The organism is Muricauda sp. SCSIO 64092 (assembly GCF_023016285.1).
GTDB lineage: Bacteria > Bacteroidota > Bacteroidia > Flavobacteriales > Flavobacteriaceae > Croceivirga.
This window is the reverse complement of record NZ_CP095413.1, coordinates 2,361,362-2,374,217: the sequence shown is the minus strand read 5'-3', so window position 1 is coordinate 2,374,217 and position 12,856 is coordinate 2,361,362. Positions and strand designations below refer to the sequence as shown.

At 44.0% G+C, this 12,856-nt stretch carries 8 protein-coding genes; 5 read left to right on the top strand and 3 right to left on the bottom strand.

Features of this window, described 5'->3' with window-relative positions:
• Positions 1-2,247, bottom strand: coding sequence for a gliding motility-associated C-terminal domain-containing protein (locus L0P88_RS09970; RefSeq protein ID WP_247134438.1), 2,247 nt, complete (start codon positions 2,245-2,247; stop codon positions 1-3).
• Between the two features lie 246 nt (positions 2,248-2,493).
• On the opposite strand from L0P88_RS09970, the gene L0P88_RS09965 reads away from it, so the two are divergent.
• Positions 2,494-4,179: a glutamine--tRNA ligase/YqeY domain fusion protein gene (locus tag L0P88_RS09965; protein ID WP_247134437.1), complete on the top strand. Its 1,686-nt coding sequence runs from the start codon at positions 2,494-2,496 to the stop codon at positions 4,177-4,179.
• 102 nt (positions 4,180-4,281) lie between these two features.
• On the top strand, positions 4,282-5,559 hold the full coding sequence (locus L0P88_RS09960) for a POTRA domain-containing protein (protein WP_247134436.1): 1,278 nt from the start codon (positions 4,282-4,284) through the stop codon (positions 5,557-5,559).
• A 182-nt stretch (positions 5,560-5,741) separates the two neighbouring features.
• On the opposite strand, the gene L0P88_RS09955 is transcribed toward L0P88_RS09960, so the two are convergent.
• Entirely contained in the window at positions 5,742-6,671 is a 930-nt protein-coding gene (locus L0P88_RS09955) for an SPFH domain-containing protein (RefSeq protein ID WP_247134435.1), read from the bottom strand.
• Between the two features lie 138 nt (positions 6,672-6,809).
• Here L0P88_RS09955 and L0P88_RS09950 point away from each other — a divergent pair, with 138 nt between their 5' ends.
• On the top strand, positions 6,810-7,241 hold the full coding sequence (locus L0P88_RS09950) for a DUF6326 family protein (protein ID WP_247134434.1): 432 nt from the start codon (positions 6,810-6,812) through the stop codon (positions 7,239-7,241).
• A gap of 72 nt (positions 7,242-7,313) precedes the next feature.
• Here L0P88_RS09950 and gltX read toward each other — a convergent pair whose 3' ends face one another.
• The gene (gene gltX / locus L0P88_RS09945) at positions 7,314-8,822 is read right to left on the bottom strand and encodes a glutamate--tRNA ligase (protein WP_247134433.1); all 1,509 of its coding nucleotides are present in this window, start codon (positions 8,820-8,822) and stop codon (positions 7,314-7,316) included.
• A gap of 138 nt (positions 8,823-8,960) precedes the next feature.
• On the opposite strand from gltX, the gene L0P88_RS09940 reads away from it, so the two are divergent.
• Positions 8,961-12,449: a hypothetical protein gene (locus tag L0P88_RS09940; protein ID WP_247134432.1), complete on the top strand. Its 3,489-nt coding sequence runs from the start codon at positions 8,961-8,963 to the stop codon at positions 12,447-12,449.
• The gene (gene ybeY / locus L0P88_RS09935) at positions 12,433-12,855 is read left to right on the top strand and encodes an rRNA maturation RNase YbeY (RefSeq protein WP_247134431.1); all 423 of its coding nucleotides are present in this window, start codon (positions 12,433-12,435) and stop codon (positions 12,853-12,855) included. The genes L0P88_RS09940 and ybeY overlap by 17 nt, the downstream gene beginning before the upstream one ends.
• The last annotated feature ends 1 nt before the right edge of the window (position 12,856 follow it).

Below are 12,856 nucleotides of genomic sequence, written 5' to 3'. Positions count from 1 at the left end.
TTATCTGATTACCGTAATGGTGCCTTGCTTCAAGGTTTGGTTGGCTCTTCTAATTTTATAATAGAACAATTGGTTTTTTTGACGGAAGCCCAATGATGAGGGCGGCCAATTGTTTGTATATCCCGTTTGATTCAAGAGCTCATCACCCAATTCATTGTAAATGATTACGGTAACATCGGGTTGTCTTGAATAGGTATTGGGAATGACCCATAAATCATTGATTCCATCTCCGTTGGCCGTGATCACATTGGGAATCTGAAAATCATCCCTGAAGGTCACGGTAAAATTCCTGGTGATTTGACAGTTGTCGATGGTTGCAATCAACAGGTAGTTCCCTTCCTGTTCAAGGGTAACGGAATCGGTAGACGACAAAAGGGTATTGGATTCCCCATACCACTCGTAGGAAGTACCTCCGCTTGCGGTAACGGTTTGCGATTCGCCTTCAGGAAAAATAATGTTTTCCTCAGCATCCACGGTGATTATGGATTCATCAAAATTTGCCAGGGTAATTTCATTGGACAGGATTGGGCATCCATCCTTTACTACGGACAGTTGGTAAACCCCCGCTTCATTTGCCGTAAGCGCTGTGGAGGAGGCATTGATGTTCTGACCATTACGGCTCCAGTTAAAGGTTGTCCCGGTTAAATCATAAGTCGTGGACAGGGTAACGGTAACCCCGTTGCACAACTGGGTTCCATTACTGGAAATCGCAATGGAAGCTCCGGAATTGAGCACGACCTCCAAGGTGTTTGACGTTTCGGAAAAGGCCCCTAGATTAGCCTCCAGGGAGTATATTCCATTTTCTGCCGAAGACGTCAATGATAGCGAAGCACCGGTACTTCCGCCAACGGCGGTACCATCCTTGAACCATTGATACGTAAAATCATCGATCAGCTGAGCTGTGACATCAAAGGTATTGCCATTTTCCGTGGCATTAATTTGACTGACCTCCAAGACCACACTGCTGTTGGCACAATTGGCATAGCTGCCGTTATAGTCGACCGTAATATCAAACGCATTGGGAAACACTGCGGTTGTAGTTTCCGAGGTTTTGGTGGAAACGCCACAGGACCCACCGGTTTCCGTTACTGTGGCATAGTAGTCGCCAGGCGCCGAAATCGATAATGTGGTGCTGGTTTCCCCTGCTACGGGAGCCCCATCCTTGAACCATTGAATGTCCGGATTGCTTGCATTGGTGCTTATGGTCAGGGTTTCGTTTTGGCCTGGGAGCAGTACGAGCCTTGCCGCATTGTCCCGGTTTACCGTAAAGCTTCCCGGGTTGGATATCGCGATCGGGGCCGATTGTTCCAAACAAATGCCCGTACCGGAAATCTCTACGCTATAATCGCCTTCAAATCCAACAATTCCACCGTCCACAACGTAGGTGTGCGCATCAACCGTGGGTGCGGATATGGCCGTGCCGTCCTTGTACCAGGTGTAGGTATGGCCCATGCCGGAAACATTGGCTTCCAAAGTAACGGTATCATCCGGACACAGAGTGGTCAACGCCGGCGGGTTTATGGAAAGGCCCAACGGGCTACTGATGATGATGTCAATGGCATTGGATAGTGTATTGGCCGATCCAGAGCAATTGGGACCATAATCAATTTCCACATAGTACATTCCTGACTGGTTAATGGTAAGGGAAGTTGAACTTTCCGATAATCTGGTCCCGCTTCTGTACCAAATGTATTTGTAGTTCCCAGCGGACGGGATATTATGGGGCCTTAAGGTTAGGGATTCCCCATTGCATAGGCTTATTTGCCCTCCTGGAGGAAGCGTTCCGTTGCCATCCCGGCTGATTAGGATGGGAAGGTTAAAGCCGATGTAGTACATCGAAAAGGCGTCCGATACCTCACTGACCAGTTCTGGGGCCGTACTCCTTACCCTGAAACGATAATTATCGCCCTGGGTATCTTGCGGCAAAATGAATTGAAAGTCAAAATCGAAGTTCGTGTTCTTGTCGGAGACCCTGGATAGTTCAACGGGGCTGCCGAAATTCCCATTGGCATCGGATAGTTCCAAAATAAATTCATTGGTACTGCCCACCACTGGGGGGTTCCAGGTAAAGTTCACAAAGTATTCGTTAAAATCATCCGAGGCACAGGCAGCGGTCCAGGCTGAGTTACCGGGTAGGTTCGGGTTGTCTGCGGGAACAGGCTTGTTCAACACCTGTCCACTGGCAATTTGCATGGCAAAAGCGCAGCACATTGTTCGTAGGATACTGTTTAGCATTTTAGGTCTCATGGTATGTTAGCTTAAGTTGATGGCACTTTGGGGATGCCATCACGCATTTTTATAGTTAGTAGGTGCCTTTGGGGGCCATTTTCATACAGTATTCATAAAACAAATATTTTAAATAATCCATAGAGGATAAACTTAATGTTGTGCTTGGCCCTTATTCTGTTGTGAAACAGTGAATTTGTAAGATGAAGGATTTAAAAATATCGTCAAAATGCGCATTTTCACTACATTTGCACCTCAATTTTAGGTATGGCCAACGAGGAAAAATCCCTGAATTTTATTGAACACATTATTGAGGACGATCTTAAAAATGGCTACTCCGATGAGCAGCTTAGATTTCGGTTCCCACCAGAGCCGAATGGCTATTTGCATATAGGCCATGCGAGTTCCATTTGCCTGAATTTTGGTCTGGGAGAGCGCTACGAAGCCCCCGTAAACCTTAGGTTTGACGATACCAATCCGGAAAAGGAGGAAAAGGAATTTGTGGATGCCATAAAACGGGATATTGAATGGTTGGGCTTTACATGGGATCAGGAGTGTTATGCGTCGGACTATTTTCAGCAGTTGTATGACTGGGCAATAGGCTTGATCAAGGCCGGAAAAGCCTATGTTGACAGTCAATCCTCCGAAGAAATGGCCAGCCAAAAAGGAACGCCAACGGAACCAGGAACCCATAGTCCTTTTAGAAACCGAAGCATCAAAGAGAATTTATCCCTTTTCGAACGGATGAAAAATGGGGAATTTGAAGAAGGGGTGCATGTGCTAAGGGCTAAAATTGATATGGCTTCGCCCAATATGCTGATGAGGGACCCCATCCTTTACAGGGTTTTGAACAAAGCGCACCACCGCACAAATACCGATTGGTGTATTTATCCGATGTATGATTGGGCGCATGGTCAGGGCGATTATATCGAACAAGTTTCACATTCCTTGTGCACCTTGGAATTTTTGCCCCATAGAGAACTGTACGACTGGTGTTTGGACCAATTGGTATCTCCCGAAAAATTGAGGCCCAAACAGCGGGAATTTGCCCGTAGGAACCTGAGTCATACCGTTGTAAGTAAAAGAAAATTGTTACAATTGGTCAACGATGGCGTGGTCGCAGGATGGGATGATCCAAGAATGCCCACGATCTCCGGTCTTCGTAGAAGAGGGTATACACCAGAATCCATTCGGAACTTCGCAGATACGATTGGTATTGCCAAACGGGAGAATTTGGTGGACGTTTCCCTTTTGGAATTCCACGCCAGGGAGCACTTGAATAAAATTGCCCCAAGGGTAATGGCCGTGTTAAACCCCTTAAAAGTTGTTATTACCAACTATCCCGAAGGAGGGGAAGAGTGGTTGGATGCGGAGAACAACCCCGAAGATGAAACCGCGGGTTCTAGAAAAGTACCCTTTTCCAGAACGCTTTATATTGAACGGGAAGATTTTAGGGAACAGGCCAACCGAAAGTTTTTCCGATTGAAGTTGGGCGGCGAGGTGCGTTTGAAGAACGGCTATATCATAAAAGCGGAAAGCTGCACCAAAGATACCGATGGGAATATTATTGAGGTGCAATGTACCTATGATCCAAAGAGTAAAAGTGGCAGTGGCACGGAAGAGAGCCTGCGAAAAGTAAAAGGCACCTTGCACTGGGTCTCTGTGGCACATGCCATTGAGGCTGAGATCCGCATTTATGACCGATTGTTTACCGATGAGAATCCGGATGGTCACAAGGACCGGGATTTTATGGAATTCGTGAATAGGGACTCACTCAAAGTGGTCACCGGGTTTTTGGAACCAAGCTTAAGGGAGGCGAAAGTTGGCGAACGGTTTCAATTTCAACGATTGGGCTATTTTAATGTGGACAATGACTCCAAACCGGGAAATCTGGTTTTTAACAGAACCGTGACACTGCGGGATACCTGGGCCAAAATTCAGCAAAAAAGCTGATGTACGAGGTGTTCTGGCGGTTGGGAATTTTCGAAATTTAACCGATTTTTCGTAGGGAAGTGCATTTTATTTCGTCTTATAGCTTCTAAAGCTATGATTAAGATGAAAAAAATAGTTCAGCTCGTACTATTTTTTAGTGTTGTGCTGCTTACCGCACAAGGAAGGAACATATCCAACATTGAATTTGAAGGACTTAAGCGTACCAAGGCGCGTTTTCTGGAGCGCTTGATAAAAAGCAAGGTTGCCGAAGCTTATGATGAGGATAAGGTTGCCGAGGATGTAGAGCGATTAAAACGATTACCCGGAATTGCTTATGCTGAGGCCAAAACACAAGAGGGTTCCCAAGGTGTTGATGTAACCTATACCATAGAGGAAAACTTTACTTTGATTCCTGGAGCGCGCATAGCTACGGCGCCAGATGAAAGCTTTGCCTACCGCCTCTCCTTATTTGAGTTTAATTTTTTGGGAAACAACCAATTGGTTGGAGGCTTTTTTGAAAGAAATGTCTTTAATTCGTTCGGTTTCTTTTGGGAACATCCCTTTTTATTCAGCGATAAACTGGGTATAGGCTTCAACTATCAGGACATCACCCGCCAGGAACCTATTTTCTTTGATGAAGGGGACAAGGATTACCGCTTTAATTCCCAAATGTTTGAGGGGGCCCTGCTGTTCTCCTTTGATTTTAACAATGAGGCAGAGTTGGGCGTGGTCTGGGTGAGGGAAAACTACCTTTTTGATGGGGAAGAACCCTTATTGGATAGGCCTTTGGAACTCAATGCGGATAAGATTTTTTATAGGGCAATCTATCGTTATGTAAATATTGATATTGACTATCAATATGTGGATGGCGTGCAAAGTGAATTTACGGGACAGTATATTCAACAAACGGATGGGGATGCGGCTGGAAGGACTTTTTTGCAAGACTTTTTGTCCTTGCGGAATGATTTTATTTACTACAAGAAGCTGGGGAGTCGCGGCAATTGGGCCAGTAGATTGCGCCTAGCGGCCACGATTGGTAATGAAGACTCGCCATTTGCCCCCTTTACATTGGACAATCAATTGAATATTAGGGGAGTGGGCAATGTGGTCGATCGTGGAACGGCCGCTATTGTCTTAAACACCGAATACAGGCATACTTTTTATGAGAAAGGCTGGTTTGTGGTTCAGGGGAATGCCTTTATTGATGCTGGTTCATGGCGTAATCCCGGGAACCCTTTTTCCCAATTGTTCGATGGGTCGTCCACTAGATTGTCACCAGGGATAGGGTTCCGGTTGATCCATAAGCGAATTTTCAACGCGGTTTTTCGACTTGATTATGGTTTCGGGGTAGGTGATAATGCGTCCAGCGGAATCGTTTTTGGAATTGGTCAGTATTTTTAGAGATGTAAAAATATAACAACTGGTATTTAGGAAAGAAAGTGTTCCTCTTTAGTTTTGGGCAAACGCACTTTCCATTCCGATGGGAATTCCAAATTTTGGGTCTGCAAAAAACATCGCCCTCCATAATTCATGGAGGGCGAGGCCCAAAGTTCAACTATTAGGTTTTCAAAATGGGATTAGGCCTACTTGCCCCCGCTTTTAGGACTGGATTTTTTCATCTGTTCACCAATCATATTGCTAGCGGTAAAAGAGGCCACCATATTGTTGAGCATATCACTGCCGGCCTGTGGAGAGTTGGGCAGTAGGATCAAATTGGTATTGGTTTCCTCCCCAATGGATTGTAGGGTATCGTAATGTTGGGTTACCACGATCAGGGCCGAAGCTTCTTGGGAGTTGATGCCCACTTTGTTCAATACTTCCACGGATTCTTCCAGGCCCCTGGCGATCTCACGTCGTTGATCGGCAATACCCTGCCCCTGTAATCGTTTACTTTCGGCCTCGGCCTTTGCTTTTTCCACAATTAGGATTCGAGCGGCATCACCTTCAAATTGGGCAGCAATCTTTTCCCTTTCGGAAGCATTGATTCGATTCATGGCTTCCTTTACCTGGGCATCAGGATCAATATCGGTCACGAGGGTTTTAATAATGTCATACCCATATTCGGACATGTACTCCTGGAGTTCGCGTTTTACGGCGATGGCAATATCATCTTTTTTGACAAAGACATCATCCAGTTTCATTTTAGGTACTTCGGCACGGACCACATCAAAAACAAATGAAGTGATCTGATCATGGGGATATTCCAATTTATAAAAGGCATCATACACTTTGTCACGTATCACAACATATTGCACGGACACCTTTAGTTTTACAAAAACATCGTCCAGTGTTTTGGTCTCAATGATAACGTCCAACTGTTGGATTTTTAAACTTAACCTGCCGGCAATGCGGTCAACAAGGGGAATTTTCATTTGTAGTCCAGAGTTGCGAATGCTTTGGAAACGGCCAAAACGCTCAACAACGACCGCGGTCTGCTGCTTAACGATAAAAAAGGAGGCAAATAAAATAATAAGCGCAAAAAAAACGATTGGTATTAGAAAGAAAGTGCTCATTGCATAGTGTTTTTGATGAATATGGAAAATACGAAAGTCTTGGATAGTATAGGTCTTTAAAATGAAAGTTTTGTTACAATTCGCTATCATTGTAACAAAATGGGGACGGTACGGTCTTATGGGATAAACCTGTCACTAATGGCCATACCATCCAACCCGTTGAGCAACCCTAAAGTGAACATTAAAACAAAACTGGCTTGCTTTTGGGCTTCCCTCATGTTTTTATATATCTACGCTGATTATTTTGGTCTGATGACTCCCGGAGATCTGGAGGATATGATGAATTTAAAAACTCCAATGGGCCCTACCACACCTGGTATGTTGATCGGCTTTTCTGTTTTGCTCATCATTCCCGCATTGATGATAATGGCCTCGGTAGTTTTAAGACCCCAATGGAATAAATGGTTGAACATTGTCGTAGCCCTATTGTATGCGGTGATTTCCATTTTAATTATTATTGGTGATATGGGAAATGAATGGAAGAAATTCTTCGTGCTCTACCAATTTGTGGAACTATTTGTTTTTGGGATGATTATCTGGTATGCCATAAAATGGCCCAGAACACCTTAGGCAGCTACCTTTTGGTAGGCGGTGATATCGGTTTTCGTAAACGTAAAAAGGTATACGGCGAAAACAAATGGGTTAAGACAGCGTATTAATTGCCTTACGTATCCTAAGTAAACACTCCTCTTTCCCCAATACCGCCATAATATCAAATAAATGGGGCCCCATCATATCCCCAACAATGACCAAACGTAAAGGTGGCATTACTTTCCCAAAGGAATACCCTTGTTCCCCAATCCAGTTTTTAATATTGGCCTCAAGGGTGGCCGACGAATAGTCTTCCACGGACCCTAATACTTCCGCAAGGTGTTCCATGATGGTCGGGGTATCTTCCTTCCACTGTTTTTTGACTGCTTTTTCCGCATAAGTGGCCGGGGTTTCAAAGAAGTAGCTTCCCAATTCCCATAAGTCCTGGACAAAGTTCGCCCGTTCTTTGATGAGTGAAATCACTTTTTCCACATAGCCGTCGTGCCGAACATTGCTGGGAATTTTATGGTCATCTAAAATCGAATCAAATAGGAGGGCCAATTCCCCATCATTCTTTTTCTGCAACCATTGATGGTTATACCATTTGGTTTTTTCTGGGTCGAATCGAGCACCGGATTTATTGACCCGCTCCAGTGAGAACTCCTGGACAAGTTCTTCCAACGAGAACAATTCCTGTTCTGTTCCTGGGTTCCAACCCAAAAACGCCATAAAATTTAGAACCGCCTCAGGAAAATATCCAGTTTCCCTATATCCCTGGGATTCCTTCCAGGACAATGGAAAGACCGGAAAGCCGCCTTTTTCACCATCGCGTTTGCTCAGTTTACCTTTTCCCGTAGGCTTCATAATTAAAGGTAAATGGGCAAAAATGGGTTTCTCCCAGCCAAAAGCATCATATAACAAATGGTGCAAAGCCAAAGAAGGAAGCCATTCCTCTCCCCTAATGACATGACTTATTTCCATGAGATGGTCATCTACAATATTGGCCAAATGGTAGGTGGGCATGCCATCGCTTTTAAAGAGTATTTTATCGTCCAGCACATTGGTATCTATTTCGATGTCCCCTCGGATCACATCCTGTAAGACCAATTTTTGGTCCTGCGGGGATTTAAATCGAATAACATAGGGTTGGCCGGAATTGAGTTTGGCATGGGTTTCTTCTTCTGATAGGGAAAGGGAATTGTCCAGTTTTAAACGATTGTGCCAGTTGTAGATAAAGGTTTTACCCTTGGCCTCATGATCTTTTCGATGAAAATCCAATTTTTCAGAGGTATCGAAGGCATAATACGCATGTCCTTTGGTTATAAGTTCCAAAGCATATTGTTTGTATAAATGCTTGCGTTCACTTTGTCGGTAAGGCCCAAATGCCCCGGGCTTGGTAGGATCCTCATCAAAAGGAATTCCGCACCATTTCATGGCTTCAATGATGTATTCCTCCGCGCCTTCCACACGGCGGCTTTGATCGGTATCCTCTATGCGAAGGACGAAATCACCACCGTTTTTTTTGGCAAACAAATAATTGAAAAGTGCCGTACGGACACCGCCAATATGTAAAGGTCCGGTAGGACTTGGTGCAAAGCGAACACGTGTTTTTTTACCCATAACATAAAATTCAATTGCAAATATAGGGCAAGGCATGTATGGCTACAGACAGATGAATTTGGGAAATTGGACTGATTTAACATAATATTTTGGTGTGGATTTTTGTTCAATAACTAATTTGGAAGAAAGAATTGAGTATTGAATAGTTTTCAAAACGTTACAGCGAAACTGGAAGCCTTTAGTAAAAGGTACTACAGCAAGGTGCTTGTAAAGGGGATTTTGTTGTTCTTGACCTTTGGGTTGCTACTTTTTCTGCTGGTTACCGCTACGGAATACCTGCTTTGGCTGTCCACAACAATACGATCCGTCCTTTTCTTTGGCTTCTTGGCCATACTTGTGGGGTTGGGATACCAATATGTATTGGTTCCGATACTGTATTTGGTGAAACTCAAAAAGGGTATTACGGAAAGGGAGGCTTCACGGTTGATAGGGAAGCATTTTCCTAAAGTAGGGGACAAATTGCTCAATTTGTTGGAGCTTTCTAAAAATTCGGTGAGAACGGACCTGCTTCTGGCAGCAATTGAGCAACGTTCCGTTGAGTTGAAACCCTTGCCTTTTGGCGATGCCGTAAACTTTAAAGATGGTTTTAGGTATGGGCGTTATTTGGTTATTCCCCTATTGATTTTGGGTTTGGTATGGGTTTCTGGAAGCATCGCGGATTTTTTCAACTCCTACAACAGGGTGGTCAATTATGATGTGGCCTATGAACCTCCGGCTCCGTTTCAATTCATTTTAAAGAATGGAGATCTAACGGTTTTGGAGGATACGCCTTTGAAAATTGAGGTGGGTACACATGGCGAAATGGTTCCGGAGGCGGTATTCATGGAAGTTGGGGGAGAACGAATGTTAATGCAGGCAACGGGCAAGGGGACGCATGAATTTACCCTGGAACCACCACTTACGAACTTTACATTTCGTTTTAGCGCGAATGAAGTGGATTCGCGGGACTATACGGTAAGGGTGACCAAAGTTCCGGCAATTGCCGATTTTAGGGTAAAGGTAAACTACCCGGACTATTTGGGGTTGGCCGAAAAGGAAATTAGGGGTACTGGTAATATGACCATTCCGGAAGGAAGTCGAATTAGTTGGTATTTGGAAGGTTTGAATACAACGACCATTGAATTTATTACCAAGGATACGACCGAATCCTTTGACCGAACGGAAAATGAGTTTCTTTTTTCGAAGCGGGTTTTTAATACTATGGATTATGAACTGTCCACTTCCAACCAAGAGGTAAGTCATTATGAACGTTTGGGCTATCGATTGAATGTTTTAAAGGATGCAGCGCCAAGGATTAAAGTAGAACAGTTATTGGACTCATTGAGACCCAATGAAATCTATTTTTCCGGCGGGGCCTCCGATGATAATATGGTGGACAGCATTCATCTGGTGTACTATGAAGCGGGAAGACTAGATGATGAAAATAGGATAGAGTTGTTAAGGCCAAACACCAATGTTGCACAATTCTATTACACCTTTCCATCGGGGATTGCCATTGAAGAAGGGAAGGTGTACGAGTTGTATTTTGAAGTTGTGGACAATGATGGGCTCAGAGGGGGGAAACGAGTGAAAAGTCAGTTGTTTAAAACCGCTTTATTGAATGATAAAGAACTGAAGGACAGAGACTTAGAAAATCAAGAGTCATTGATTAAGGGATTGGATAAGAGCTTGGAGCAGCTGGAAGAGCAGAGTGATGTTTTAAAGGAAATCAACTTGCAACAAAAGCAGAAAGACAATCTGGAATACAAGGAACGGGAAAGGATACGGCAGTTCTTGAACAAGCAGCAACAGCAGGAAGAACTGATGGAGAAGTTCAGCAAGGAGCTAAGGGAAAACTTGGGAAAAGAGGAGAAGGATAGTGAAATGAACCAATTGCTGCAGGAACGGTTGGAGCGTCAGGAATTGGAAGCGAAAAAGAACCAGAAGCTGTTGGAGGAGTTGGATCGGGTAGCGGATAAAATTGAAAAGGAGGAACTAAAGAAACGATTGGAGGACTTGGCCAAATCCCAAAGTTCGGGCAAAAGGAACTTGGAGCAGTTACTGGAGCTTATCAAGCGCTATTATGTAACGGAAAAAGCAGCGCAACTTGGGGAAAAACTAAATGAACTTGCTGAGAAGCAAAAGGTATTGTCCGAACTTAAACTGGAGGAGGATTTTTCCAAAGAGGAACAGCAAAAACTGAATGAGGATTTTGAGGAAATCTCAAAGGAGTTGGATGAGTTAAAAGGGGATAACAGAAGTTTGAAGAAGCCCATGGAATTGGACTTCAATAAGAACCAACAAGAGTCCATTAAAAAGGATCAGCAAGAAGCGTTGGAGGAAATCAATAAACATCAGGGGGAGGAAAACGCGGGGTTGACCGGAGAAGAAAAAGAAGAAATGCAGAACAAGGCTTCCCAAAAGCAAAAGTCGGCAGCGCAAAAGATGAAGGAACTTTCTGAAAAACTTCAGGAAAGTATGGCGGGGGCAGCCGGGGGGTCCAGTGTGGTGGAGGATGCCGAAATGCTACGGCAGATTCTGGATAATTTGGTAACATTTTCCTTTAAACAGGAAAACTTATTGGACAAGGTCAATGGGAGCGATGTTGAGATTGGGGAATTCTCTACTACGGTTAGGAGACAAAAGGAATTACGGCAGCTTTTTGAACATGTGGACGATAGTTTATTTGCACTTTCATTGCGACGGGCGGAACTATCTGAATTTGTGAACGAACAGATAACGGAAGTGTATTATAATGTGGACAAGACCCTTGAGAGTGTTGCCGAGAACCAAATTTACCAGGCAGCATCCTATCAGCAGTATGTGTTGAATGCTTCCAATTCGCTGGCAGATTTTTTGGCGGATATCCTGGACAATATGCAGCAAAGTATGATGAGCGGACAAGGTCAGGGACAAGGAGAAGGTTTTCAATTACCGGACATCATTAAGAGCCAGGGTGAACTTCAGGAAAAGATGAATGGTTCCCAGGGTTCTGAAAAGGGTAATCAGAATGGAGAAGGAAAGGAAGGTGAGCAAAGTGGAGAAGGACAAAGAGAGGGAAGTTCCAAGGAAGGTGGAAATGAGGGCAAACAGGGAGAGGGCGAGTCCGAAGGGGAAGGACAAAAAGGAAAGCAGGGAAAAGATGGAAAGGAAAATGGAGGCAAAGGAAAGGGGAATGGCGATGGAGAATCTGATGGATCTGGAAACAATGGGTTGTCAGAAGAACAGCTAAAGGAGATTTATGAAATTTACCAGGAACAGCAAACCATTCGGCGAACGCTGGAGGAACAATTGCAGAATATCATAGATCGGGATAAAAGGGACTTGGCAAAGAAACTGGTCATTCAAATGGAACAGTTTGAGGATGCCTTGTTGGAAAACGGGATTACGGAGCGGACGGTTAACCGAATGAACCAGATTCAACATCAGTTGTTGAAATTGGAGAATGCCGCTTTGAAACAGGGAGAGAAAAAGGAACGCGAAAGTAGTACCAACAAAAAGGATTACAGTACACCCATCTTGACCAAACCTGAGCTGTTATCACCTAGAAACAATGAAATTGAGATTTTAAACCGACAAGCATTACCTTTGCGGCCTGATTTTCAGAATAAAGTAAAGGAATACTTTGGTAATGGCAATCCATTATAATTACAAAACGGATTTTAGACTGTTGTCAGAATTCGATTATTCCGATTGGGTTAGTAGGATAGTATCTTCCGAGGGATATGTTCTAGGAGAGTTGTCCTTTATTTTTTGTGGGGACAACTATTTACATGAGATGAACAGAACCTATTTGAATCACGACACCCTAACGGACATCATCACTTTTGATTATTCGACAGGGAAGACGATTTCCGGAGATGTTTTTATATCCATTGAACGGGTGGCCGACAACGCCAAGGGATTTGATGTTCGGGAGGAAGAAGAGTTGCGACGGGTAATGGCACATGGTGCATTGCACCTATTAGGGTATAATGATAAAACCGAGGAAGAGTCATTGGTGATGCGCGCAAAGGAAAATGAAAAAATGAAATTGTTCCACGTGGAACATTGAG